Below are 24,948 nucleotides of genomic sequence, written 5' to 3'. Positions count from 1 at the left end.
GAGGCTAACTTTGGATGAACCCGCCCGACGGCGGCCCGGACTTGGGCGCCCGACGGCGGCCCGGACTTGGGCGCCCGACGGCGGCCCGGACTTGGGCGCCCGACGGCGGCCCGCGGCGCTCCGGGAGGGCGGACGCATTGGTGGGTAGGGTTGGACGGTGGCGAAACTCCTGGCTGACATGACCCCGCTTCGCGAAAGCCCCGCATTCCGCCGCCTATGGCTGGGGTCCTCGGTGTCGATGGTCGGATCCCAGCTGACCCTGGTTGCCGTGAGCCTTGAGGTCTACAGCATCACCCAACAAAGCCTTTACGTGGGCCTGCTCAGCATCTTTGCCTTGGTTCCGCTGGTGATCGCGGGTTTGTTCGGCGGTGCGCTTTCGGATGCCTATGACCGGCGGAAAGTCGCCATTGTTGCGTCCCTCGTTTTGTGGGGCTGCAGCGTGGCCCTGGCACTCCAAGCGTGGTTCCAGCTGAACAATGTCTGGATCCTGTTCGTCCTCGTCGCGATCCAGAGCGGCGCGCAGGGCATCAACGGGCCGGCACGCAGCGCCATCATTCCCTTGCTGGTCCGGAAGGAGCTGCTGCCCGCCGCCAACGCGCTGAGCATGCTCAACATGGGCATTTCCATGACGGCCGGCCCCCTGCTGGCCGGTGTGCTGGTTGCGTCGAGCGGTTTTGGCTGAACCTACACGATCGATGCCCTGAGCTTCGCGTTCGCGCTGTGGAGCCTTTTCAAGCTCCCGGCTCTTCCCGCGGCCAAGAACGCGTCGGCACCCGGCCTGCGTTCCGTCGTCGAGGGCTTCCGTTTCCTGGGCACCCGGCCCAACCTCCGCATGACCTTCATCATCGACCTCATTGCGATGATCTGCGCCCAGCCGCGCGCCCTCATGCCCGCGATCGGAGCCACGATGATCGGGGGTGGCGATACCACCGTGGGTGTGCTGCTCGCCTCCGTGGCTGTCGGCGCCTTCCTTGCGGGGCTGTTCTCCGGACCACTGGGAAGGGTGCGGCGCCAGGGGAGTGCGGTGGTATGGTCCGTGGCCGGATGGGGCTTCTCGATCGCAGCTTTCGGCCTGGTCGTGGTCCTGGCCGGGGATGCGGGGCGCGGCGGGGTGACGCTCTGGATTATTCCGGCGGCCCTGTGTTGTGCACTGGCAGGGATCTCGGACTCCGTCAGTGCGGTCTTCCGCACCACCATCCTGCAATCGGCCACTCCGGACCACATGCGGGGAAGGTTGCAAGGCGTGTTCATCGTGGTGGTTTCCGGTGGTCCGAGAGTGGGAGACATGCTCGCCGGTGGGGTCACCAAAGTTCTCAGCGAAGGCTGGGTGCTGCTCCTCGGCGGCGTGCTGTGCGCAGTGCTGGCGTGGCTCGTGGCGCGCGGGCAGCGGGGTTTCCTCAGGTACGATTCCCTCCACCCGGTGCCCTAGGCCGCCGCAGCATTCGGTATCCCTACGCTGGAACGTCCGGGCCGCCGTCGGCGTTAATCGGATCAGAACCAGCATGCAATGCAAGTCAAAAGCCGTACTGCAAGAAAGTAATGAAGTGCATAATCATCACAATGGCCTGAAGACCGCAGCGCTATTCGGTGTGCTCTGGGCGGTGCTGCTGGGACTCGGAGCCGTGATCGGCGTGGGCACCCGCAGTGCGTCGCCCATCTGGATCATGGCACTGATCGGCGTCGCGACAACTGCTTATGGATATTGGAACAGCGACAAGATCGCCATCCGCTCCATGGCCGCGTACCCGGTTTCGGAAGCGCAGGCTCCGCAGCTGTACCAGATCGTCCGGGAACTCTCGGTGCGGGCGAACCAACCCATGCCGCGGATCTACATTTCTCCGACGATGACCCCCAATGCCTTCGCCACGGGACGCAATCCGAAGAACGCCGCCGTGTGCTGCACCGCGGGTATCCTGAACTTGCTCGATGCGCGCGAGCTCCGCGGCGTCCTCGGGCATGAACTCATGCACGTCTACAACCGCGACATCCTCACCTCGTCCATCGCGGCCGCCGTCGCCGGCGTCATTACCTCGGTGGGCCAGATGCTGCTGTTCTTCGGCGGTGGGGACCGGCGGAACGCCAACCCCATTGCCATGATCGCCATGGCGCTCCTCGCGCCGTTTGCCGCCTCTCTGATCCAGCTCGCCATTTCCCGCACGAGGGAGTACGACGCCGACCACGACGGCGCGGAGCTCACCGGGGATCCGCTGGCGCTCGCCTCAGCCCTCCGCAGGATCGAAGCGGGCGTGAAGCAGGTGCCGCTGCCCCAGGATCAGCGCCTCGTGAATACTTCACACCTCATGATTGCCAACCCGTTCCGCGGCGGGGCCATGACCAAGCTGTTCGCCACCCACCCGCCCATGCGTGAGCGCATCGAGCGGCTCGAACGCATGGCTGGCCGGCCGCTCTCCTAGCCCGCGGTCCCTAGATGCGCGAACAGGCAGTTAATGCCCTGAAACTCCGATTTTGCGGGCAATAGCTGCCAGCTCGCGGCTGCGCGACGACGGGCGGCTTCGTGCGAACAAGCCCTCACCAATGAAGCCGCCCGCCTTGATGCCCGGAGGCACCGCGAACAGGCCCGATCCCGTGTGCTTGAGGTACTCCAGGGCCAGTTTGTCGCTCTTTGCCATGGCCATCTGCATCGGTACGTAGTGCGTTCGCGGGTCCTTGACGAAGGCGATGAAGAACAGGCCTGCGTCGAGGTGGCCGAGTCCGTCCGAGCCGTCGGTGTAGTTGTATCCGCGGCGAAGCATCTTGACGCCGTTGTTCTGGTCCGCGTGGGCGAGGCCGACGTGGGAATCGATCGGAATCAGTGGCTCGCCGTCGCGGCCCTTGATCCCGAAGTCCGGCGCCGTGAATTCTTCCCCTCCGGACAATGGCGCTCCGTCACCTTTCGTGCGGCCGATCAGTCCTTCCTGTTCCCGCAGTGAAGTTCGGTCCCAGATTTCGATATGCATCCTGATCCGCCGGGAGACGAGGTAGCTGCCTCCCTCCATCCACGCTTCACCCGGGCGGGCTCCGGCGGTGGCCCAGACGTGCTGGTCCAGGAGCGCCGCTTCTTCCGCCTTCAAGTTGGCCGTGCCGTCCTTGAAGCCGAAAAGGTTGCGTGGGGTAGTTTGGGCCCGCGACGTGGAGGAGGTCCGGCCGAAGCCCAGCTGGGACCAGCGGACCCTCACTTTGCCGAAGCCGATGCGTGCGAGGTTCCGGATCGCGTGCACGGCGACTTGGGGATCGTCGGCGCAGGCCTGGACCACAAGGTCACCCCCGGTGCGCGCAGCCTCGAGGGCGTCGCCGGGAAAACGCGGCAAGTCGATCAGGGCGTCGGGCCTGCGGCCGTCCAGGCCGAAGCGGGGCTTGCCGTCCTTTTCGAAGAGCCCCGGCCCAAAGCCGAACGTCAACGTCAGCTTGCCTGGCGCCAGATCGAGGGCTTCTCCGGTGTCCTCCGGCGGGGCATCGTAGGGACCGTCGACGGCGCCATCCGCGCCCGTTGCGCGGCCTGCTGTCATGGCTTCCGCCGCAGCAGTCCAGTCTTTCAGGAGCTGGATGAGTGCGGCGCGGTCCTCAATAGTGACGTCGAAGGCAGCCATGTGGAGGCGGTCCTGGGCGGGAGTGATGATACCGGCTTGGCGTTCGCCGTAGAAAGGGACCACATTGCTTGCCACGCTGGCCGGGGCGGCCACGGCTGCTACGGCATCATGGCTCAAGAACCCGGCGGCAAGGCCCGCCACGGCACCGGCGCCGCCTACGCCGGCAAGGCAGAACAGTCCGCGACGGGACAGGCCGCGCTCGCCGCCGTCGGGCGCGACCGCGGGCTCGTGGTTGAAAGGGCAGCCGCTCACAGGACCACAGCTGAGGTGAGCTTGGACAATGGTTCTCCCAAGGCGTCGACCAGCGCAGCGAGCTGCTCGACCTCGGCGGGGCTGAGCTCGTTGTAGTACGCGAAACCGTCACCCTTGGCGTGCTTCTTGAGCTCGGCCTGCAAGGCAGCGAACTTCTCGTCGAGGCCCGTCGCCAGGCCGGGATCCTTCTGCGCGAGCGCGGGCTTGAGGTTTTCGAAGGCGATCCGGGCACCGTCGACGTTGGCTTGGAAATCCCAGAGGTCCGTGTGGGACCAGATTTCTTCCTCGCCGGTGACCTTGCCGCGCGCGACTTCGTCCAGGAGTTCCTTGGCCCCGTTGCCGAGCTTGTCCGCGGAGAGCACTACAGTCCGGGTGCGCTTGCCGAGCTCCTCGGTATCGGAGACGAGCTGCGTGGCGATTTTGGCCCGCTCGGCGGCGGTCAGCGCCGTGTAGCCTGCGGGCGGGAACAGGTCCTTCTCCGCGCGATGCCAGCCGGTCCATTCCTGGCCGGGCCCAAGATCGGCTTCGCGTGCATCGAGCTTGGGGTCGAGGTCGCCGAAGGATTCCGCGACGGGTTCGATCCGCTCCCAGTGCATGCGGGTCGCGGCGTAGAGTTCGCGGGCCTTGGTTGCGTCGCCAGCAGAGTAGGCATCGGCGAAGGCCTTGGTGCCGGTGACGAGCTGCTCGGTCTGGTCTTTGACGTACGCGGTGTATTGCTGGACGCCGGTGTCCACAAGCTTCTGGAAATCGGCAGCGACGCCGGTCTTGTTTCCGGAATCCGTGACTTCAAAGGCCGCACGGATTCCGTCGCCCTGCATACCTGGCTTGCACGCCGTGGTGTACTTTCCCGCGGGAGCCGTGACTACCAGGTTGCGGGTCAGGCCGGGACCGATGTTCTCTACTTCGCCGACGATCCGTAAGCCGTCTTCGGCGAGGAGGTAGAACTCGGTGATTTCCGTGCCTTCGTTCTTGACCGCGAAGCTCAGGTTTCCGCTCGGGACGCGTCCGGTGGAGACGTTGCACTCGGTTTTGGTGCTGGTGACCTGGATCGGTCCGGCGGAGGCGCTGGAGCCGGGCGTCTTTGTGTTGGCCGTGCAGCCCGCGAGTACCAGGGGAACGGCGGCGGCCGCGGCAACGAGGGCAAGGGACTTCCGCCGGCGCGAGGCGATTTTGGGCAGCGCGATTTTGGGCAGGGGAGTGCCAGGCATGGGGTTTCCTTCAGTTGTGGAGTGCGGGAAGCGTTTAGGCGGCCTGGGAAGCGGCCGGGGAGGTGGCGGCGTTGCCGGAAGATTTCGCTGGAGCGGAACCGTTGGCCCGAATGTAGAAGTAGAGCACCGGGATCACGTACAGCAACCAAGCGCCGGCTTCGAGCCAGGTGGTTGCCGGGGAGAGGTTGAGGGTGCCCTTCAGCAGGGTGCCGTACCAGGACGACGGCGGGATGGCCGCCGAGACGTTGAACGCGAGGTTGTGGAGCCCGGGCAGGATTCCGGCTTCCTGGAGGTCGTGGATGCCGTAAGCCAGCACGCCGCCCGCGATGACGATGAGGCCGACGCCGGTCCACGTGAAGAACCGCGAGAGATTGACCTTGAGTACTCCGCGGTGCAGCAGGTATCCGAGCCCGGCGGCAACGGCCAGCCCGAGCAGCGCGCCGAGCAGCGGCTGCGACGATTCGCCGGCGGCCTGGGCGGCAGCCCAAAGGAACAGTGCCGTCTCGAGTCCTTCTCGGCCCACCGCGAGTGCCGCCACGACCACGAGGCCCCACGCGGCGCCGTCGGCCATTTTGTCCACCTGGGACTTCAGCTCGCCGCCGAGGCTGCGGGCAGTGCGCGCCATCCAGAAGACCATCCAGGTGACGAGCGCGACGGCGAGAATGGACAGTCCGCCCCCGATCGCCTCTTGCGCCTCGAAAGTCAGTCCCTGGGGACCGAAGGTGAGCAAGGCACCGAAGGCGATGGATACGGCCACGGCGATGCCGACTCCGGCCCAAAGCCGGGGGAGCAGCGAGCGCCGTCCGGTCTTGACCAGGTAGGCCATAAGAAGGACCACCACGAGGGTGGCTTCAAGGCCCTCGCGCAGGCCGATCAGGAAGTTCGCGGTCATGTGGAATCTTTCGTTAGGGGAGCCACACTTAGGCTCGCCTAAGGAAGTACAGTACCGGTTTGATCGGATTACGCAAATGAAACGTGTCGTAATTGGCGGAAATTACGCGCGGGTGCTTGTCACGCGCTGCAGTCTTTTGGCCTTCGCGAATCGGTGAAGTCGCGGAATCCCGGGGTCTTCGCCAGACTTCGACTCCAAAAAGTTGCCCGGCGTGACGCGCCTCACCGCATTAACGACGACGGCGCGTTGCCCGCTCAGGGGGCAACGCGCCGTCGTCGTACTTCTGTATGGCGGCCTGGGCCGCAGCGAAGCTTTAGCTGCGGAAGTTCACGAACTGGAGATCGGCCTCTTCGAACTTCTTCAGGATGTTCATGGTTTCCTGCAGGTCATCGCGCGACTTCGAGGTGACGCGGAGCTCGTCGCCCTGGATCTGGGACTTGACGGACTTCGGGGCTTCGTCGCGAATGATCTTGTTGATCTTCTTCGCGATGTCCTGGGCAATGCCCTCCTTGATGGAGCATTCCAGGCGGAATTCCTTGCCGGAGGGGTAAGGCTCGCCCTGGTCGAGGGACTTCAGGGAGATGCCGCGCTTGATGAGCTTTGACTGGAACACGTCCAGGACGGCAAGAACGCGGTCCTCGGAATTGGCTTTCAAGAGGATCTTTTCGCCGCTGAAGTCGATCTCGGCGCCGACGCCCTTGAAGTCGTATCGCTGTGCAATTTCCTTCTGGGACTGGTGGAGCGCGTTGGCGACTTCCTGCTTGTCTACCTTGCTGACGACGTCGAATGTGGATTCGCCTGCCATGACTCTCCTTTGATTGGTGCGTTGCGTTTGATTGGTGCGTTGCGGCCCGGAAACGGGCGGCTTTGTCTGCCAACCAGCCTAATACGGAAGCGCCCGGCGTGTGCTGGGCGTTCACAGTTCGCTCACAGCACACGCATGGCCGGAACTGAGACAGCCCGGACAGAGTTGTATCAGTTTGAAGACCCCATCCTGAAAGGGAGCACTATGAGCAACCAGGCCGTCCGATACGTCACCAAGTCAGCTGCTGCCGCGGCCGGTTCCATCGGAGTCGCTGCCGCCACCGCCGCAAGCGCGGTTGCAGCCGCAGCGCTCGCGGCGTCCGTGGTCTTGAGCCCGGTCCCTGACGCGGCATCGCGGATGGATGGCGTCCACGCGGACTTGTTGCGGGCCGTGCAGCTCAACCAGATCACCTTGGAGCAGGCGGCCAGTTTCGAGGCTAAGCTGGCCGGCCGGATACTCGGAGACGCCTGAGATTTCCGCTAATTTTGGGGCCTTGAGGCCTCGATTCGATTCTTCGGCGGAAGTTCTGTAAGGTTGTCTTGCTCGCGCTTACCGGATCGGAAACGAAACGATGATCGGGAGTGACTTCTTTTGAAGTTCGGCAGATTACCCGAGCGGCCAAAGGGGGCTGACTGTAAATCAGCTGGCAACGCCTACGGGGGTTCGAATCCCTCATCTGCCACAAAATTAAATCCCCGGAACCATTGGTTCCGGGGATTTTTTTTGTGTGTCCGGCTCCCGGTTTGACGCGGAAAATGTTCCGCGTCGCGCAAGCGGACCGGCGACACGCCCCCGCCGCTTTTAGCTCGCGCTGCCCGGCTCCAGCCAGTACCCGTCCTGGTGGTGCACGAGTTGCCGGCCCAGGCCTCCGGACAACTGGATCCAGAGCGTACTGCGGTCCTCGGTCATGCCGTCCAAGGTGCCGATGATCCTGTTGCCGCGGGTGTCCTGCAACACCAACTCCTGGTGGGGCGGCAGTTCAGGCCACACCTCTGCGTGTGCCCTGATGGTTTGGGTGGTGCTCACGGGATCTCCTTGGTGCCTTCTGCAATTTGTTTTCAGACATTCTTCCCGTGGCATGTGAACCGGCGGTAAACGACATGCCATGCAGCGACACACAAGACAAGGCTGTCTTGCCATGTTACTGCGGAGTAACATGGCGCATATGCATTTGCTTCTCCGAACCCTCTTGATCTTGTTCACTTCGTCCAGGCGGAGCCGGCTCAGCGTTTGGGGCACATCCTCGCTGCCCATGCGTGTGCTGCCCACGGACATCGACATTGCGATGCATGTCAACAACGGCATGTATTTCTCGCTCATGGATCTCGGACGCTTCGACCTCATGGTGCGCGCAGGGATCTGGCAAAAGATGCGCCGCCGCCGCTGGAGCCCGGTTGCTGCGGGGGAGACAATCGCCTTCCGGAAGTCCTTGCAGCTTTGGCAGCAATACACCATCGAGTCCAAGATCATCGGGCTCGATTCCAAGGCGATCTACTTTGAGCAACGCATGGTGGTCGACGGCGAGATCTACGCCCGCGCGCACATTGCCACCCGGCTTGTCGCCAAGGGCCGGCCCGTCAGCCAGGAAGAAATCCTGGCCGAGTTCGGCGAGCCTCCCGCAGACCTCGAGTTTCCCGAATGGATCCACGAGTGGCGCGAGAACAACGCGCTCCCCGGCGCGCGCAAAACCGCCCCGCATTTCTGGCACTAGCATCTCTGGCACTAGCATCTCTGGCACTTACGCCTCAGGGCGCTGGTCCCGCCGGGCACTTGGGGCCCGGCGCCCGCAAGCGTCGCTACGCCCCGACGTCGCGCCTTTGCAGCGCAGCCGCGCTCAGCAGCACCAGTCCTGCCGAGATTCCCCAGAGCCAGCCGGCTGCGGCCCAATCCGCCCCATTGGTCACCGGTGAGTTGCCGTAGGCCCAGTGATACGGGGAGAGATTGAGCAGCCAGTTAAGGTCCGGGCTTTGCCTGCCCACGGCATTGAACACGTAACCCAGCACCCCGATGGCTGCCCCCACCGCGAGCCCGTATGCTTTCCGCCCTGTCAGTGCGCCGGCGAACAGCGCCCCTGTGCCGCTAAGGAGTGCGAGCCCGGCAAACATGACCGTGGCGCCGAACAGGTTTTGCGGGTTGATCTTCAGTTGCGCCGATTCATTGAGCGAGAGGATCAGCACGAGGACCAGGAAAGCGAGCAGGACCACGCGCAAGGCGATAGCCAGCGCCCGCTCAAACGCGACTTGGATCCTGGTCACGCCGTGGGCGAGCGTGAGTTCCAATTGTCCGGACTCCTCGTCGCCCGCTATTGCCGCAGCGCCCCAGGATACGGTGGCAATCGTCATGAGGAGGAAGCCGATGAGCCCGAACACGGTGGCTTGGGTGTACCCGGTGCCTGTGGCGATCTGGTCGTAATTCAAGGCCTTGGTCATTTCCGGTGGCAGGGCATTGATCATGCCCTGCATTTGCGAGCTGCCGCCGATCGAAGGGAAGAGTGGAAGGTAGAGGGCGATGGCGGCCGCCAACCCGGCCGCCCAGCCGAGGGAGGAACGCCAGGGATCCAGGAATGCGCGCCTGAAGAGAGGTAGTTTCCTATTCATTGCCGGCCCCTTTCATTGCCTTCAGCGGCTTGCGGCCGGTGCCGTTGCGCTTGCCGTTGCCCGTCATCCCGTAGAGCTTGAGCACCGATTCCTCCAGGTCCGGCTCTTCCAGCACCAGGTCCTTCAGTTCAAGCGTGGACAGTGCCTGTACCAACGGTTGGATGCCGCCTTCCAGAACTGCGGAGACCTCCACGCCATCGGCCACTTTGAGCACCTCAAGCGCCCCGACGCCGAATACCCGGCCCAGCAGCGCACCGGCGTCGTCCGCCGTGATGCCGCTGGCGGTGAGCCGCAAATGCCGGAGGGCGGTCTCGCGGAGGGCATCCACGGTGGCGACCGTGACGATCTTGCCGTCCCGCAGGATCGCGACCTCGTCCGCGGCCTGTTGGACTTCGCTGAGGACATGCGAACTCAGGAAGATGGTTTGTCCGTTGTCGCGGGCTTCCCGCACCATGGCCAGGAACTCCTGTTGGACCAAGGGATCCAGCCCGCTGGTAGGTTCGTCCAGAACGAGGAGCTCGGGGCTGTGCATGAATGCCTGGACCAGCCCGAGCTTCTGTTTGTTTCCTTTGGAAAGCTTGCGCGTGTGGCGGTCGAGGTCCAGGTCCAAGCGTTCAGCGAGTTCGTCGATGCGTCCGGGTTTCACCGGGCCGCTGATCGCAGCATAGTGGTCCAGCAGCCTGCGTCCGGTGATGCGCTGCTCCAGGAAAAGCTCGCCCGGGAGGTAGCCGATCCTGCGCCGCAGCTCCGGTCCTGCGTGGCGCGGATCTTCGCCGAGCACCTGAACATGTCCACCGCTTGGGCGGATGATGTCCAGCAGGCAGCGCATGGTGGTGGTCTTGCCGGCACCATTGGGACCGATGACGCCGAACACGCTGCCCGGTTCCACGCTGAAGTCGATTCCGTGCAGGACTTCCCGGCGGCCGAACTTCTTGCGCAGGCCTTCGACGACGATTGCCTGTTTCATGATGCGGTCCCGGTTCCAGTGGGTTCGGGTGCCGGTTCCGCCAGCGCGGCACGCGCGGCATCGAGGAACCGGGTGTCGGTGTAGAAGCCGTGGGTGTACAGGTCAACGGTAGGGAGTGTCAGTGCGCGGAGCATGTCCGGACCCAGCTCGCTCGTCCCGGACGCCCTGGCCGCGTGCCTGCCCAGTACCAGCATGGCAAGGCTATTCGTCGCGACCACGACGGCGGTGGTTGCCACGTCGTCGAAGGCGCGGATCGTGCCGCCCGCGATTCCGGCTTCGATGATGGCCCGGGTTTGCGCAACCACGGCGTCAAAGAAGGCGTCACCGGCGTCGGACTCGTCGCCGAGGGCCTGCCGGACATACGCGATCTCGTGGGCGTATTGCTCAGGGTGGGACAGGAAGTCCTGGATCTGTGTGCCCACTGCCTCGGGGTCGGTTTTCCGGATGCCCTGTCCGGCCGTTTCCGCCAAGACGTGGTGGTCGCAGGCTTCGCGGAGACCGGCTTTGCTGCCGAAATGGTGGATCACGAGGCCAGGGCTGACTCCTGCCTCGGCGGCGACGGCCCGGATGGTGGCGGAAAAGCCTTGCTTGCCGAACACGGCAATGGCGGCGTCCCGGATGCGGGCGCGGGTGCTGAGATCGTCGACTGCTGAACGCATGTTTAACATACTAAACATGCGTTCAATGGTTCGCTAGGGTGATTTCCCTAAGAGGCTCGGTTCGATCGGGTCTCGACTGCCCACCGTCGTGGTTTATTCCCGGTTTGCCGGGTAGCGAACAAGCGCGACTTCGAACGCGGCGTCGCGTACCGTGGAAGCATGGCTACAGTTGACATCACCGGCGAGCAGTTCGCATCGACCATCGAGGGCAATGACATTGTCCTGGTGGATTTCTGGGCTGCGTGGTGCGGCCCGTGCAGGCAGTTTGCCCCCACATACCAGGCCGCTTCCGAGAAGCATCAAGATGTCTTCTTCGCCAAGGTGGACACCGAGGCCGAGCAGCAGCTTGCCGCCGAAGCCGGTATCTCCTCGATCCCCACGCTCATGGCCTTCCGCGAAAAGGTCCTCGTGTTCTCGCAGCCGGGGGCACTGAACGGACCCCAGCTGGAGCAGGTCATCGAGGCCGTCAAGGGGCTCGACATGGATGAGGTCCACGCGCACATCGCAAAGCAGCGCGCAGAAAACTCCTAGAGGCGCTCGAGCTTCACCGGCTCCGCCAGCAGCGCGCTGAGGGATTCATTGAGGTCCTGGACGGCGATGCCCTTGGAATGGATGTCGAGGTGTTCCTCCGAGGCCCACTGCTCGGTCAGGACCAGCTTGTCCTCGTTGGCTTCGGTGAGCTCGTAGCGGATGCAGCCGGGTTCGTTCACCACTTCGTCGATCGCGATTTCCAGCGCGAGCTTGACGCGGAAGAATTCGCCGTCGTTGGGAATGAACGTGGCCTGCAGGTCAATGGGTGCACTCATGGGATTCACATTACCGGTTGGCCCGGCAAGGCCCTGAAATATTTTGTAGGACTTCCAAGCAAAAGTCTTCTCTTGGCTCCGCGGAGTTGGTAGCGTGCGTTCATGCTTTCCTACACAGCCGGGGACACTGACGTCCCGCTGCTTGAAGAGACCATCGGCGCCAACTTTGAACGCATCGCGGCGCAGTTTCCGCTGCGGGACGCGCTCATCGAAGCCGCCGTGGTACCCGGCGATGAGGCTCGGCGCTGGAGCTACGAAAAGCTGAACGACGACGTCGACCGGCTCGCACGTGCGCTGCTCGCCACGGGCGTCGCCAAGGGTGACAGGGTGGGCATCTGGAGCCCGAACTGCGCCGAATGGACCATCCTGCAGTACGCGACGGCGAAGGTCGGCGCGATCCTGGTCAACGTCAATCCGGCGTACCGCAGCCACGAACTCGAATTCGTGGTCCTCCAGAACGGCATGCGGATGCTGGTGGCCGCTCCATCGGACAAGAACAGCGACTACGTGGGCATGGCCCGGGAAGCTTTGGCCAGCTGCCCGGAGCTTCGGGAGCTGGTGTTCCTTCCCGATCTAGGACTGGACATGCTCAACGCAGGCGAACCGCAAACGGACGCCGAGCTCACGTACGCCGAACTGCTCAAGCGGGCAGACGACGTCGCGCCCTCAATGCTCAAGGCTCGCATGGCGGAACTGGACCCGCATGATCCGATCAATCTGCAATACACCTCGGGGACCACAGGCTTCCCCAAAGGTGCCACGCTGACCCACCACAACATACTCAACAACGGCAACCAGATCGGCAGGCTGCTGGGTTACACGGAACGCGACCGGGTGGTCCTCCCGGTGCCGTTCTACCACTGTTTCGGCATGGTCATCGGGAACCTGAATGCCCTCAGCTACGGCGCGGCCACCGTCATTCCGGGCCGCGGATTCACCCCTGCGGCAGCCTTGGAAGCCGTGCAGGATTTTGGCGGGACCTCGCTTTACGGGGTGCCCACCATGTTCATCGCCGAGCTGGCTTTGCCCGATTTCGCCTCCTACGACCTCTCCACGCTGCGTACCGGCGTCATGGCGGGCTCCTTGTGCCCGATCGAGGTCATGGAGCGTGTCATCTCCGAGATGAACATGCGGGACGTGGCCATTTGCTACGGAATGACCGAGACTTCGCCCGTGTCCACCATGACCCTCGCGGCTGACACCCTCGAGCAAAGGACCACGACCGTCGGGCGCACCATGCCCCGGCTCGAGTCCAAGATCGTGGATCCAGGGACCGGCGAAACCCTGGAACGCGGGGGAATCGGTGAACTGTGCACGCGGGGCTACGCCGTGATGGCCGGGTATTGGGGCCAGCCGGAGAAGACAGCCGAGGCAATCGACGACGAAGGCTGGATGCACACCGGCGACCTTGCCCGGATGGACCCGGACGGTTTCATCGTGATCGAGGGCCGCATGAAGGACATGGTCATCCGTGGCGGAGAGAACGTCTATCCCCGCGAAATCGAGGAGTTCCTGTACCGGCATCCTGCCATCCAGGATGTCCAGGTCATCGGGGTTCCTGATGCCAAGTACGGCGAAGAGCTGATGGCCTGCATCATCCTCAAACCCGGAGCAGCTCTGGACCTGGAGGGAGTGCAGGAGTTCTGCCGGGGCAAACTGGCCCACTACAAGATCCCGCGCTACGTGGACATCAGGGAGAGCTTCCCCATGACGGTGTCCGGCAAGGTGCGCAAGATCGACATGCGCGAAGAAGCGATCGCCCGCCTGGGACTCTAAGCTCTGATCCGACGCGGGGTCACTTACGGCCCGTGTCGGGCAGCAACACGGGCCGTAAGTGACCCCGCGTTGGGGTGGTTGAAAGTCAGCCTGTGGATAACTCCTTTCCGGGGTCAAATTGCGGACAAACTGGATCCCATGGTCCGCATCACTCCGTTGCCGAAGGAACTCAGTAGCCGTCCTTTCACGGTCTATGAATCGCGTGTACTGGGCGTCGCTCCCAAGCGGCTACGGGCCAGGGATGTGTCCGACGGCGGCCGCCTGATCTACTTGCCTGCGGGTCGTGAGTTCGCGTTTGCCGAACGGGCGCGGATCCTTGCCGCAGCAACACCCGGTGCCTGGGTGTCCCATGAGAGCGCCGCGATCCTCACCCGGCTCGGCCTTCCACCATGGCTTGGCGGCGGTAAGACGGTCCACCTCAGCAAGCCCCATGGGCTCCCGCGGGTCCGCCGGACCGGAGTGACGGGGCACCGCGTCCGTGTCCTGCCGGGCGAAGTCACGGAAATAGACGGAATCCCAGTGTCTTCCCCATCCCGTACATGGCTTGACCTGGCGCATCAGTTGCCGCTGCGGTACGTGATTGCCATGGGCGACCAATTGATCCGCATGCCCCGGCCCGGCTTTGAAGGAAGGACGGAGCCCTACGCGCACAAGGAAGGGCTGCGCCTGTTGATCCGGCAGCATCCGAACATGAAAGGCGTGGAGAAGGCCCGGCTTGCCCTCGAAGACATGCGGGTCGGAGCAGACTCGTTTCCGGAGACGTTCCTTCGGTTGGCCATGGTGGATGCGCGGTTGCCTGAACCGGAATTGCAGCTCCGCCTCGATCCGGACGATCCATGGTCGCCGTCCGCGGACCTGGGGTACCGGCGGTTCCGGATCGCCGTGCAGTATGACGGCGCTCCGCATCTCGCTCGGGAGCGGCAGACAAGGGACAACCGGAGGGACGAGGCCTTCACAAGCGCCGGCTGGTCCTACTTCAAGGCCAACGCCGATGACCTGGCCGAAGGGTTCACCGGCCTCATTGTCCGGATCAAGCAGGCGAAACCCCCAACGCGGGGTCACTTACGGCCGATGCCGGGCAGCAACATGGGCCGTAAGTGACCCCGCGTTGGGGGAGTCAGTGTCCTCGGTGGTCCTGGATGGTCATCCGGGGTCCGAAGGTGGGCTTGCGGAAGCCGCTGAGTCCAAGCATCCGGACCACCCGTTGCCGGTGCCCCCGCCACGGTTCCAGGAGGGCGATCATTCCGGCGTCGTCCGTTTTCCTGCCCGTAAGTGCGTACCCGACGTACGAGGCCAAATGGTAGTCGCCCACCGCGATCGAATCCGGGCAGCCATGGGTCCGCTGGACAACCTCGGCTGCCGTCCAGATGCCAATGCCCGGAATGGTCTGCATCTTGGCCCCGGCTTCGGCCGCGCTGAGCGAGGCGAGACGTTCAAGCGCGACGGCGGATCGCAGCGCCCGCATGACGGTTGCCGAACGTTGGGGACCCACGCCGGCCTTGTGCCATTCCCATGAAGGGATGGCCAACCACTGGGCGGCGGTGGGTGCGACGAGCAGGCTCGACGTCGAAAGTCGGCCAGCGCCGGGGGCTGCGGTTCCGTACCGGTACATCAGGTAGCGGTATCCCCGCCGGGCTTCGATAGTGGTGACCTTTTGCTCAAGAATGGTGGGCACGAGGGAGTCGACTACCCGGCCGGTGGTTGGTAAACGGACGGCGAGGTTCCGGCGTCGGGCTTCCCTGACCATCCGCGGGAGGGTGGCATGGAAGGCGGCATCGTCGAAGCCGGACCAGTCGTCGCCGCTTCCCAACAGTGCAGGCACAGAGGCGATGGCGGAGCCCGACCCGGAGCCCCAAGCCTGGGCATCGACATGCGTGTCTTGGCCGGTTCCCGCGGCGGTGAGGCGCAAGGTGGCCGGACCGTCCGGCGTCGTGAAGGCCATCCACACACCGTCCTGCCGCGCCGCGAACGAGGGATCGCCGTTGCCGCGCATGAGGATTCCCAGGGTCTGCAGAAGGTCGAAGGGACCGCCGGGGTGCCATCGAACGGAGGCGTCGGCCGCAGCCGCGGCGGCGGGTGGGACGTCGACGATGGTCATTCATTCATGGTCGCATGCTCGTCCGACAACACTCCAAAAGAGCGGCGTCCAGGCCCTTACACCGCGAAACCCACAAGACTAGACTCCACGTGTGGCGCGGGGCGTCTGCGCCTTCCATGACAATCTCAGGAGAACGCAATGGCCGGTGTTGTGCATTTTGAAATCCCCGCGGACGACAAGGAGCGGGCCAACACTTTCTACCAGGGTGCCTTCGGCTGGACGCTCAACCCCATGCAGGAGATGGACTACACGATCGCAATCACCACGCCTTCAGATCCGCAGACCGGTATGCCGAGCACGCCCGGGGCCATCAATGGCGCACTGTTCCCGCGCTCGGAAGAGTTGAAGACGCCCGTCATCACGGTTGACGTCGAAGACATCGAGGCTTCGCTTGGCCAGATCGAGAGTGCTGGCGGTTCGGTTGTCAAAGGCAAGGACGCTGTTCCGGGCATGGGCTACTACGCCTATTTCAAGGACACTGAAGGCAACATCCTGGGCCTCTGGCAGACCGACTCTTCGGCAGGTAGCCCGGCACCGGCTGAGTGAGTCGATTGTTCAGGGCTAGTTCACACTGATTCCGGGGCTAGCCCTATTCCCCGAAGCGCCCGCGGGCCTCCGCCGGGATCAACGGCTTCTCGGCGCGGACCTTGAGTTCCTGCACCGCCCACGTGTTGCCGTCCGGATCGCTGAAGCCGAAGAACGTGCCGCCGTCGCGCTCGTCAAAGACGGTGATTTCGCTGGCCTCGACCCCGCGGCCGAGCAATTCTTCGCGTGCAGCGCGCGCATCCGAGACCACAAGTTGAAGACCCCGCATGGAACCCGGCGCCATCTCATTCTGCGCCGGCAGGTCTCCGATGACGATCGAACATCCGGAGCCCGGCGGAGTCAGTTGCGCCACGTGCATGTGCTCGTTGGTGGTGTTGTGGTCAAGGTTGAAGCCCACTTTGTCGCGGTAGAACTCGATGGCACGGTCAATGTCACTCACAGGGAGCACAACCACTTCGAGGGTCCAATCCATGGTGCATGTCCTTTCCTTGGAGGGTGTCCCCGCTAGCTTGCCGCGCGAGCCCATCCTTTGGCTAGACGCGGACGGCTGGACTTGGACGGCTAGACGCGGACGGCTACACGCGGACCAGCCACCGACCCGGGCCTCGTCTGCACCGAAGCAATCCTGACCAGGCGGTAACTTGGTACCTATGAAGTACGCCCAGTCCGTCCTGGACCTCATTGGCAATACACCGCTCATCAAGCTCAACCACGTGACCGGGGACCTCAAAGCCACCATTCTGGTGAAGCTCGAATATGTGAACCCCGGCGGCTCCATCAAGGACCGGATCGCGGTGAAGATGATCGAGGAAGCGGAGCGGGACGGAAAGCTCAAGCCGGGCGGAACCATCGTGGAACCCACCTCCGGCAACACCGGCGTCGGACTTGCCCTGGTGGCCCAGCAAAAGGGCTACAAGTGCATCTTCGTGGTCCCGGACAAAGTGGGCGAGGACAAGCGCGCCGTGCTTCAGGCATACGGAGCCGAAGTTGTCGTTACTCCCACTTCCGTGGCCCCGGACAGCCCGCAAAGCTACTACAGCGTCTCCGACCGGCTCGTGTCGGAAATCCCGGGAGCCTACAAGCCGGACCAGTTCTCCAACCCCGCCGCTCCCGGCAGCCACTACGAAACCACCGGGCCCGAGATCTGGCGTGATACCGACGGAAAGATCACCCACGTTGTGATCGGCGCCGGCACGGGCGGCACCATCACTGGTACGGGACGGTACCTCAAGGAAGTCTCCGCCAACCGGCCGGAGTCCGACGGCGGCCGCGTCAAGGTCATCGGCGCTGACCCGGCAGGCTCGGTCTACTCGGGCGGCACCGGGCGGCCCTACTTCGTCGAGGGCGTCGGGGAGGACATGTGGCCGGCCAACTACGACAAGACCGTGCCGGACGATGTCATTGCCGTGAGCGACGCCGACTCCTTCGAGATGACCCGGCGACTGGCCCGCGAGGAAGGCCTCCTCGTGGGCGGTTCCTCCGGCATGGCAGTTGTTGCCGCGTTGCAGGTGGCCAAAGACCTCGGCGAGGAAGCCGTCGTCGTCGTGATCCTGCCGGACTCCGGCCGCGGCTACCTGGCGAAGATCTTCAACGACAAGTGGATGCGCTCCTACGGCTTCCTCTCCGGCGGCGAGGAAGCCTCCGTTGGCGAGGTTTTGAAGTCCAAGACCGGCGAGATGCCGGACCTCGTCCACATCCACCCCAACGAGACCGTCCGCGATGTCATCAACATCATGAACGAATTCGGGGTCTCGCACATCCCGGTCCTCTCGCAGGAACCACCTGTTGTCATGGGCGAGGTCCTCGGCGCCGTCGATGAGCGCACGCTGACCACCAAGCTGTTCCGCGGCGAGGCGAAATTGACCGACAAGATCTCCGAGCACATGGGGGAGCGCCTGCCCGTGATCGGCTCCCTGGAAACCATCTCCGCTGCACGCGAGCTGCTTTCCGACGTCGACACCGTCATGGTGACGTTCGTCGGAGCCCCCGTGGGCATCCTGACCCGCCACGACCTTCTCGCCTACCTGAGCAACTGACACTAGGAGTTCAAATGTCTGCAAACGAAGCAGGATTCAACACGCGTGCCGTCCACGCCGGCCAGGCCTTCGAACCGCGCACCGGCGCCGTGGTTCCGCCGCTGCACTTCAGCTCGACGTATGCCCAGGACGGCATAGGCGGTTTGCGCGACGGCTACGAGTACGGCCGCGGCACCAACCCCACCCGTGACGCGCTGCAGGAGCAGCTCGCCGCGCTCGAGGGCGGAACCCACGCCTACAGCTTCAGCTCGGGCCTTGCCGCGGAGGACTCCCTGATCCGTGCGGTTGCGCGGCCCGGCGACCACATCGTTCTCGGCAACGACGCCTACGGTGGAACGTACCGGCTCATCAACCGCGTGCTCGGCGAGTGGGGCGTCGGCAACACACCGGTGGACATGTCCAACCTTGACGCGGTTGCGGCGGCCGTGGCGGCGAACAAGACCCGCATCGTCTGGGTGGAGACTCCTTCCAACCCGATGATGAAGATCACCGATATCGAGGCGCTCGCCAAAGTGGCGCACGACGCCGGTGCCCTCCTTGTCGTCGACAACACCTTCGCTTCGCCCTATTTGCAGACCCCGCTCGCCTTGGGTGCCGACGTCGTGGTCCACTCGACCACCAAGTACATCGGCGGCCACTCGGACGTCGTAGGCGGTGCGATCGTGGTCAAGGACGCCGAACTGGCCGAAAAGATCGGCTTTGTCCAGTTCGCCGTCGGCGCCGTATCGGGACCCATGGACGCGTTCCTGACGACCCGCGGGCTCAAGACACTGGGCGTGCGCATGGACCGCCACAGCCAGAACGCACAGGCAGTCGCTGAATGGTTGCTCGAGCGACCCGAGGTTGAAGCCGTCCTGTATCCGGGACTGCCTTCCCACCCGGGCCACGAGCTCGCCGCCAAGCAGATGAAGAAATTCGGCGGCATGATTTCCGTGCAGTTCAAGGGCGGGGAAGCTGCGGCCCGCAAAGTGGCGGAGTCCACCCAGGTGTTCACGCTGGCCGAGTCGCTGGGCGGCATCGAGTCCCTCATGAACTACCCCTCGGAGATGACGCACGCTTCGGTCAAGGGCACGGAGCTGGCCGTGCCGGTGAACCTGATCCGGCTTTCCTGCGGCATCGAGGACGTCGAAGACCTGATCGCGGACCTTGAACAGGCGATCGGTAACATCACGGACTAAGGGCCCCTCAACTTCTGACCTTCTTTGATCAAGCGATCGGCCGGGACACGCCATTACAGTGGCGTGTCCCGGCCGATCTGCGTTCAAATATGGTCAGTTATGGAGTTCCCCTAGCCGGAGACGCCTAGCTTTCTTTAGAAAAGCCAGCTAAGGTCAAACCATGCCTTTACGATCCGATTGGTCCGAGCGGACGTGCAGCCTGGCACGTGGCCTCGATATCCTCGGAGACCCCTGGGGAAGCTTGGTGCTGCGGGAGGTCTTCTTCGGCAACGGCCGCTTCGACGCCATCAAGACGCGTCTGGACATCGCGGCCAACGTCCTCAGCAAAAGACTCGGTTGGCTGGTTGAAGCCGGCCTCCTCGCCCAACGGCCCTACCTGGATGGCGCCCGCACGCGGCAAGAGTATGTCCTCACCCCCAAGGGCGAAGATGCCCTGCCTGTCTTGAACGCCATCATCCTGTGGTCCGAGAAACATCTCGATGCCCCGGCCGACAATGCCCACATGCGCGTGATCCACAACGGCTGCGGACTGCCGACGGCGTCGGCTGATACCTGCTCCCACTGCGGGTCCCGGCTGACTGCCGCCAACACCAGCTGGCATAGCCTCACACGATCGGAACACCCATTGGCGTTGGCCACTGCACCCAGCAGACATGACCTCCCGAACGAATCGGAGCCCTCCGCATGACCGCACCCAACACGACCAGACTTTCCGCCGGCAAGACCCCGCGGAAGCGGCGCCTCCACCCCGCCTGGATGGTGGCCGCCGTCGCGTTCCTGGCACTTGTGGGCGCAGCCGGATTCCGGGCTGCGCCGGGCGTGCTCATGGTGCCGCTGCAGCAGGAATTCGGCTGGTCAACCACCGTGCTGTCGCTCGCCGTCAGCATCAACCTGGTGTTGTTCGGCCTCACCGCGCCCTTCGCTGCCGCGCTCATGGAGCGCTTCGGCATCCGCACCGTCACCTCGATTGCCCTCTGCCTGATCGGCCTCGGGTCCGCCCTGACGGTGTTCGTGAACCAGTCCTGGCAGATCCTGCTGACCTGGGGTGTGCTGATCGGACTGGGCACCGGCTCCATGGCCCTTGTTTTCGCCGCCACTATCGCGAATACCTGGTTCTCGAAGAACCGCGGACTGGTGATCGGCATCCTGACCGCGGGCAGCGCCGCCGGGCAGCTTGTGTTCCTGCCCTTCATCGCGTTGCTTGCGCAGAGCCCGGGCTGGCGCGGCGCCTCGCTGCTGATCGCTGCCGGCGCGCTCGCGGTAGTGCCGCTCGTGCTGCGCTGGCTCAAGAACTCGCCCGCCGACGTCGGGGTCCAGCCTTACGGTGCCGAAGAAGAGCAGCCGACGACGGCGGACACCGCCCCGGCCGCGGACGCCGCCAAAGCCGAAGGCGCCAGGACGCCCAACGCCGCCGTGCGGGCACTGCAGGTGCTCAAGCGCGCCAGCAAAGTGCGCACGTTCTGGGCCTTGGTTGCCGGTTTTGCCATCTGCGGGGCCACCACCAACGGCCTGATCGGCACCCACTTCATTCCCTCGGCGCACGACCACGGCATGCCGGAAACCACTGCGGCAGGCTTGCTGGCCGTCGTCGGGATCTTCGACATCGTGGGCACGATTGCTTCCGGTTGGTTGACGGACCGTTTCAATCCCAAGGTGCTCCTGGCTGTGTATTACCAGTTCCGCGGGGTCGGACTGCTGGTGCTGCCCGTGCTCTTGGGCTCCACGGTGCAACCGAGCATGATCGTGTTCGTGGTGGTGTATGGCCTGGACTGGGTTGCCACTGTGCCCCCGACGGCGGCCATCTGCCGGAAAGTGTTCGGGGCGGACGGTTCGGTGGTGTTCGGCTGGGTCTTCGCGGCTCACCAGCTCGGGGCCGCGGCTGCCGCGCTGCTCGCGGGTTACATCCGCGACACCACGGGCCACTACACCTATGCATGGATCGGCGCCGCAGCGATGTGCTCCGTGGCGGCCGTGATCAGCGCGACAATCCGCAAGGACGCGGGGAAGAAGGAACCCGTTCCGGTCGGAGCCTAGGCCGGGAAGAGCCGGCTACCGGAACGCCGGAACACCTGTGATGTGCTGGCCGAGGATCAGCAGGTGTACCTCGTCCGTCCCTTCGTAAGTGCGCACGGATTCCAGGTTGTTGGCGTGGCGCAAGGGCGGGTAGTCCAGCGTGATGCCGTTGCCGCCCAGAATGGTGCGGGCTTCGCGGGCGATCTTGATTGCCTCGCGCACATTGTTGAGCTTGCCCACCGAGATCTGCTCCGGGCGCAGCTTGCCTGCATCCTTGAGCCGGCCAAGATGCAGCGCGAGCATGGTGCCCTTCTGGATCTCCAGGAGCATGTTCACCAGCTTCTCCTGGGTCAACTGGTAGCCGGCCAAGGGCTTGTCGAATTGTATGCGGCTTCCGGCATATTCAAGCGCCGCCTCGTAGGAGTCGCGGGCCGCGCCCATCGCGCCCCAAGCGATGCCGTACCGGGCCTCGTTGAGACAAGTGAACGGGCCGCGGAGACCCAGGGCACCCGGGAGGATGGCCTCCGGACCCAACCGGACGGCGTCGAACCCTACATCGCACTGGATCGAGGCACGCAGGGAGAGCTTCGCGTCGATCGGAGTCACGGTGACTCCCGGAGTTCCGGCCGGAACCAGGAAGCCCCGGATGCCGTCGTCGGTGTTTGCCCACACCACCATGACGTCGGCGATCGAGGCCATCCCGATCCAGCGCTTCGAACCATTGAGCACCCAGCCGGCGTCGTCGTCCGCCCCGTCGCGGCGCGCAAAGCTGGCCATCGACGAGGGGTCCGAACCCGCCGCCGGCTCCGTCAAGGCAAAGCAACCGATCAGTTCGCCGGCGGCCATGCGCGGGAGCCATTGTTCCTTCTGCTTTTCGCTGCCCCACCTGTGGATCGCCGTCATGGCCAGAGAGCCCTGGACGGACACGAAGGTACGGATGCCGGAATCGCCGGCCTCGAGTTCCATGGCGGCGAGGCCGTATTCGACGGCGGTGCGGCCCGGGCAGCCGTAGCCCTCCAGATGCATGCCGAGGACGCCGAGTTCGCCGAGTTCCGCCGGCAGTTCCCGCGGGAACACCGCGTCCTCGTACCAGCGGGCGATGTTCGGCCGGATCCGCTGGTCCGTAAAATCGCGTACCTTCTCGCGAAGCTCCAGTTCCTCGGAGCTCAAGAGGGAATCGAGGGCAAGGACATCGGAGGTTTTCGTCGTTGAATGGCTCATGCCAGCATCCTAAGGCCGGACATGTTCCCCGCAGCGTGCCGCAGCGGGCCGCAGCGGTCCGCAGCGGCCTGCAGCGGCCTCGCAGCTACGGCGAACGCCGGCGCGGGACGCGCGCCGTGCCAGAATTGAGCCATGGCCGCGGCGGACGTGAACGCAATGGGACTGCCGCTACCGGCAGTCAGGGGGATCGGGCGACGCCGCATTCTGGCGGGCCTCGTCCTGGCCCTGCTGCTACCCTCGGCCATCGAAGTCGTGGTATCCGCGCTGCAATACCGGAACTTCGCCATGATCATGCTCTTCCAGCTGGCCGTCTCCGCCGCGGTGGCCGCAATCGGGGGGTTGTGGCCGGCCGTGGTATCCGCCGTCCTCGGCAGTATGCTCTTGAACTACTTCTCCGCCGACCCGGTGGGCTCCCTATCCATCGCGGATCCCGCCACGCTTTTCACCCTGGTCATCTTCCTGGCTGTAGCGTGCGGGGTGGCGCTCGCCGTCGGCCTGGCGACCCGGCGGGCCCAGGAGGCCGCGCATTCCGGAGCCGAGGCAAGAGCCCTCAGCGAACTGGCGCTTCGGATCCTGAGCTCGGACGGCAGCCTCGAATCTTTCCTGGACAAGATCCGGGTCAACCTCGGCATGGACGCGGTGACGCTGCTCTCCACATTTGACTCGCCGGACGTGCCGGGGCCCAACTGGCAGGTCCTTGCAAGCTCCGGGCTTCAACCGCCGGTGACCCACGCGGCGGCGGACCATGCCGCCGTCGTCGATCCCAATTACACGCTCCTGCTGCGGGGCGGCCCGCTTTCCGAACAGCATCGGCGCATGCTCGCTGCGTTCGGCGCCTTCGTGGTGGCGTTGCGGGAGCGCCAGCAGCTCGTCAAGAGCAGGCAGGACAACGTGCGCCTCGCGGAAGGCAATAAAATGCGGACCTCCATCCTGCGCGCCGTCTCCCATGACCTCCGCACTCCTCTGGCGGGAATCAAGCTTGCTGTCAGCAGCCTGCGACAGGAAGACGTGAGATTTGCCCCCGAAGACGAGCGCGAACTTTTGGCCACGATCGAGGACTACGCGGACCGCTTGGATCACCTGGTGGACAACTTGCTGGACATGTCCCGAATCACCGCGGATGCCGTGAACCCGCTGCTGCGCGGACTCGGCTGGCACCAGATCATTCCGGAGGCTTTGCGGGGCGTGCCGAGGGAACGCGTCCGCAACGAACTCCCTGCCAACCTTCCGTATATAGAGGCCGACGCCGGGATATTGGAACGCGTCGTGGCGAACCTCGTGGAAAACGCAGTGAAATACGCGCCTGACTCCGATGTAGTGCTGGTGGCGCGGACCGGTGCGGGCATCACGGTGGACGGGCGTCCGGCCAGCGAACTGAGGGTGATGGACCACGGTCGGGGGATCGCACCCGCGGCAGTCCTGGAGCTTTTCCAGCCTTTTCAACGACTCGATGATTCCCCAACCAGCCGGGACGGTCGCAGCGGCATCGGCTTGGGACTCGCTGTCGCCAAAGGATTCACCGAGGCCATGGGCGGTACGCTCATGGCTGAGGCGACGCCGGGAGGCGGGCTGACCATGGTGGTCACACTTCCTCTATGGACAGGAGGGCGGCCTTGAACCTCGTGCTGATCGTGGAAGATGAGGCGCAGATCGCCCGGGCGATGCAAATCAATCTCCATGCCCACGGTTACCACGCCATCAGCGTCGGCAACGGCGCAGACGCACTCAAGGCTGCGGCCCAGCAGCCAGTGGACATCGTGGTGCTCGACCTTGGGCTGCCGGACATGGACGGCGTGGAGGTGATCAAAGGCATCCGTGGCTGGAGCAGTATGCCGATTATCGTGTTGTCCGCCAGGCACGGTTCGGAAGACAAGGTAGAGGCCCTCGACGCCGGAGCCGACGACTATGTGACCAAGCCTTTCGGCCTGGACGAACTCCTGGCGCGGCTCCGTGCGGCCTCGCGGCGGGCGGCGCCACGGCACGAAGTACCGACACTCCAGACCGCCGACTTCCTGGTTGACCTGGCCGGAAAGAAGATCACCAAGGACGGCGCAGAAGTGCGGCTGACGCCCACGGAGTGGAACATCCTGGAATTGCTGGTGCGCAACGCCGGAAGACTGGTCAGCCAGCAGCAGATCCTCACCCAGGTCTGGGGGCAGGCCTACGCCAAGGAGACCCAATACCTGCGCGTCTACATTGCCCAGCTCCGGCGCAAGCTCGAACGCGACCCCGCCCAGCCCCGCCATCTCCACACCGAGGCCGGCATGGGATATCGTTTCGATCCGTAGCTGCGTACGTAGACTGTAG

The 24,948-nt window shown here is 64.5% G+C and carries 25 protein-coding genes, 1 tRNA gene and 1 pseudogene; 15 read left to right on the top strand and 12 right to left on the bottom strand.

The genetic code is table 11. The features are described from left to right. The first annotated feature begins 157 nt into the window (after positions 1 to 157). Together AB0O52_RS07065 and htpX are read left to right on the top strand one after the other, a co-directional pair. Positions 158 to 1,429: pseudogene (locus tag AB0O52_RS07065) on the top strand (MFS transporter). 115 nt (positions 1,430 to 1,544) lie between these two features. Then, the gene (gene htpX, locus AB0O52_RS07060) at positions 1,545 to 2,414 is read left to right on the top strand and encodes a zinc metalloprotease HtpX (protein ID WP_364535303.1); all 870 of its coding nucleotides are present in this window, start codon (positions 1,545 to 1,547) and stop codon (positions 2,412 to 2,414) included. Between the two features lie 30 nt (positions 2,415 to 2,444). Here the strand turns inward: htpX and efeB are convergent, their stop codons facing one another. The 4 genes from efeB to AB0O52_RS07040 form a co-directional block, all read right to left on the bottom strand. Continuing rightward, positions 2,445 to 3,839 carry an iron uptake transporter deferrochelatase/peroxidase subunit gene (efeB, locus tag AB0O52_RS07055; protein WP_364535300.1) on the bottom strand — a complete coding sequence of 465 codons (1,395 nt, stop codon included), beginning with the start codon at positions 3,837 to 3,839 and terminating at the stop codon, positions 2,445 to 2,447. Continuing rightward, a complete protein-coding gene (efeO, locus tag AB0O52_RS07050; protein ID WP_364535297.1) occupies positions 3,836 to 5,047 on the bottom strand; it encodes an iron uptake system protein EfeO in 1,212 nt (403 codons plus the stop codon). The genes efeB and efeO overlap by 4 nt, the downstream gene beginning before the upstream one ends. 34 nt (positions 5,048 to 5,081) lie before the next feature. Beyond that, on the bottom strand, positions 5,082 to 5,939 hold the full coding sequence (gene efeU / locus AB0O52_RS07045; RefSeq protein ID WP_364535294.1) for an iron uptake transporter permease EfeU: 858 nt from the start codon (positions 5,937 to 5,939) through the stop codon (positions 5,082 to 5,084). Positions 5,940 to 6,252: 313 nt separating this feature from the next. Continuing rightward, a complete protein-coding gene (locus AB0O52_RS07040) occupies positions 6,253 to 6,744 on the bottom strand; it encodes a YajQ family cyclic di-GMP-binding protein (protein ID WP_364535292.1) in 492 nt (163 codons plus the stop codon). 204 nt (positions 6,745 to 6,948) lie between these two features. Here AB0O52_RS07040 and AB0O52_RS07035 point away from each other — a divergent pair, with 204 nt between their 5' ends. Both AB0O52_RS07035 and AB0O52_RS07030 read left to right on the top strand, forming a co-directional pair. Beyond that, positions 6,949 to 7,215 carry a hypothetical protein gene (locus AB0O52_RS07035; RefSeq protein WP_284753323.1) on the top strand — a complete coding sequence of 89 codons (267 nt, stop codon included), beginning with the start codon at positions 6,949 to 6,951 and terminating at the stop codon, positions 7,213 to 7,215. A 129-nt stretch (positions 7,216 to 7,344) separates the two neighbouring features. Continuing rightward, positions 7,345 to 7,426: transfer RNA gene (locus tag AB0O52_RS07030), tRNA-Tyr, on the top strand. 119 nt (positions 7,427 to 7,545) lie between these two features. Here the strand turns inward: AB0O52_RS07030 and AB0O52_RS07025 are convergent. After that, a complete protein-coding gene (locus AB0O52_RS07025) occupies positions 7,546 to 7,770 on the bottom strand; it encodes a hypothetical protein (RefSeq protein ID WP_364535289.1) in 225 nt (74 codons plus the stop codon). 139 nt (positions 7,771 to 7,909) lie between these two features. On the opposite strand from AB0O52_RS07025, the gene AB0O52_RS07020 reads away from it, so the two are divergent. Next, positions 7,910 to 8,455, top strand: coding sequence for an acyl-CoA thioesterase (locus tag AB0O52_RS07020; RefSeq protein ID WP_364535286.1), 546 nt, complete (start codon positions 7,910 to 7,912; stop codon positions 8,453 to 8,455). An 85-nt stretch (positions 8,456 to 8,540) separates the two neighbouring features. On the opposite strand, the gene AB0O52_RS07015 is transcribed toward AB0O52_RS07020, so the two are convergent. From AB0O52_RS07015 to AB0O52_RS07005, 3 genes are read right to left on the bottom strand one after another with little or no spacing between them, the layout of a single operon-like run. Continuing rightward, complete coding sequence (locus tag AB0O52_RS07015) at positions 8,541 to 9,341, bottom strand: ABC transporter permease subunit (protein ID WP_364535283.1); 801 nt, start codon at positions 9,339 to 9,341, stop codon at positions 8,541 to 8,543. Then, the gene (locus AB0O52_RS07010) at positions 9,334 to 10,308 is read right to left on the bottom strand and encodes an ABC transporter ATP-binding protein (protein ID WP_364535280.1); all 975 of its coding nucleotides are present in this window, start codon (positions 10,306 to 10,308) and stop codon (positions 9,334 to 9,336) included. Before AB0O52_RS07010 ends, AB0O52_RS07015 begins: the two co-directional genes overlap by 8 nt. Then, entirely contained in the window at positions 10,305 to 10,967 is a 663-nt protein-coding gene (locus AB0O52_RS07005; RefSeq protein WP_364535277.1) for a TetR family transcriptional regulator, read from the bottom strand. Before AB0O52_RS07005 ends, AB0O52_RS07010 begins: the two co-directional genes overlap by 4 nt. 159 nt (positions 10,968 to 11,126) lie before the next feature. Between AB0O52_RS07005 and AB0O52_RS07000 the strand changes: the two genes are divergently transcribed. Continuing rightward, positions 11,127 to 11,498 (top strand): thioredoxin domain-containing protein, encoded by a 372-nt coding sequence (locus AB0O52_RS07000; RefSeq protein WP_364535274.1) that lies wholly within the window; start codon positions 11,127 to 11,129, stop codon positions 11,496 to 11,498. Here the strand turns inward: AB0O52_RS07000 and AB0O52_RS06995 are convergent. Beyond that, on the bottom strand, positions 11,495 to 11,773 hold the full coding sequence (locus AB0O52_RS06995) for a putative quinol monooxygenase (protein WP_284753335.1): 279 nt from the start codon (positions 11,771 to 11,773) through the stop codon (positions 11,495 to 11,497). The genes AB0O52_RS07000 and AB0O52_RS06995 overlap by 4 nt on opposite strands. 102 nt (positions 11,774 to 11,875) lie before the next feature. On the opposite strand from AB0O52_RS06995, the gene AB0O52_RS06990 reads away from it, so the two are divergent. Further along, complete coding sequence (locus AB0O52_RS06990) at positions 11,876 to 13,549, top strand: AMP-binding protein (RefSeq protein ID WP_364535271.1); 1,674 nt, start codon at positions 11,876 to 11,878, stop codon at positions 13,547 to 13,549. A gap of 138 nt (positions 13,550 to 13,687) precedes the next feature. After that, a complete protein-coding gene (locus tag AB0O52_RS06985) occupies positions 13,688 to 14,650 on the top strand; it encodes a hypothetical protein (protein ID WP_364535269.1) in 963 nt (320 codons plus the stop codon). A 16-nt stretch (positions 14,651 to 14,666) separates the two neighbouring features. On the opposite strand, the gene AB0O52_RS06980 is transcribed toward AB0O52_RS06985, so the two are convergent. Continuing rightward, entirely contained in the window at positions 14,667 to 15,647 is a 981-nt protein-coding gene (locus tag AB0O52_RS06980) for a 3-methyladenine DNA glycosylase (protein WP_364535266.1), read from the bottom strand. Between the two features lie 138 nt (positions 15,648 to 15,785). On the opposite strand from AB0O52_RS06980, the gene AB0O52_RS06975 reads away from it, so the two are divergent. After that, entirely contained in the window at positions 15,786 to 16,193 is a 408-nt protein-coding gene (locus AB0O52_RS06975; protein ID WP_364535264.1) for a VOC family protein, read from the top strand. A 43-nt stretch (positions 16,194 to 16,236) separates the two neighbouring features. On the opposite strand, the gene AB0O52_RS06970 is transcribed toward AB0O52_RS06975, so the two are convergent. Next, positions 16,237 to 16,665: a VOC family protein gene (locus tag AB0O52_RS06970; RefSeq protein ID WP_364535261.1), complete on the bottom strand. Its 429-nt coding sequence runs from the start codon at positions 16,663 to 16,665 to the stop codon at positions 16,237 to 16,239. Between the two features lie 178 nt (positions 16,666 to 16,843). Between AB0O52_RS06970 and AB0O52_RS06965 the strand changes: the two genes are divergently transcribed. From AB0O52_RS06965 to AB0O52_RS06950, 4 genes are all read left to right on the top strand, one after another. Beyond that, a complete protein-coding gene (locus tag AB0O52_RS06965) occupies positions 16,844 to 18,229 on the top strand; it encodes a cystathionine beta-synthase (protein WP_364535259.1) in 1,386 nt (461 codons plus the stop codon). 14 nt (positions 18,230 to 18,243) lie between these two features. Then, positions 18,244 to 19,407, top strand: coding sequence for a cystathionine gamma-synthase (locus AB0O52_RS06960; RefSeq protein ID WP_364535256.1), 1,164 nt, complete (start codon positions 18,244 to 18,246; stop codon positions 19,405 to 19,407). Between the two features lie 160 nt (positions 19,408 to 19,567). Then, the gene (locus tag AB0O52_RS06955) at positions 19,568 to 20,095 is read left to right on the top strand and encodes a helix-turn-helix domain-containing protein (RefSeq protein WP_364535253.1); all 528 of its coding nucleotides are present in this window, start codon (positions 19,568 to 19,570) and stop codon (positions 20,093 to 20,095) included. Next, positions 20,092 to 21,441: an MFS transporter gene (locus AB0O52_RS06950; protein WP_364535250.1), complete on the top strand. Its 1,350-nt coding sequence runs from the start codon at positions 20,092 to 20,094 to the stop codon at positions 21,439 to 21,441. The genes AB0O52_RS06955 and AB0O52_RS06950 overlap by 4 nt, the downstream gene beginning before the upstream one ends. Before the next feature lie 15 nt (positions 21,442 to 21,456). Here the strand turns inward: AB0O52_RS06950 and AB0O52_RS06945 are convergent, their stop codons facing one another. Then, positions 21,457 to 22,641, bottom strand: a complete 1,185-nt coding sequence (locus AB0O52_RS06945) for an acyl-CoA dehydrogenase family protein (RefSeq protein WP_364535248.1) — start codon at positions 22,639 to 22,641, stop codon at positions 21,457 to 21,459. 132 nt (positions 22,642 to 22,773) lie between these two features. Here AB0O52_RS06945 and AB0O52_RS06940 point away from each other — a divergent pair, with 132 nt between their 5' ends. Continuing rightward, entirely contained in the window at positions 22,774 to 24,258 is a 1,485-nt protein-coding gene (locus AB0O52_RS06940; RefSeq protein ID WP_364535245.1) for an ATP-binding protein, read from the top strand. Next, a complete protein-coding gene (locus AB0O52_RS06935; RefSeq protein ID WP_364535602.1) occupies positions 24,255 to 24,929 on the top strand; it encodes a response regulator in 675 nt (224 codons plus the stop codon). The genes AB0O52_RS06940 and AB0O52_RS06935 overlap by 4 nt, the downstream gene beginning before the upstream one ends. Positions 24,930 to 24,948 lie beyond the last annotated feature (19 nt).

The sequence above is a fragment of the Arthrobacter sp. NPDC080073 genome (genome assembly GCF_040686575.1).
In the GTDB taxonomy this organism is placed as follows: domain Bacteria; phylum Actinomycetota; class Actinomycetes; order Actinomycetales; family Micrococcaceae; genus Arthrobacter.
This window is presented reverse-complemented; position numbering and strand designations above follow the sequence as displayed.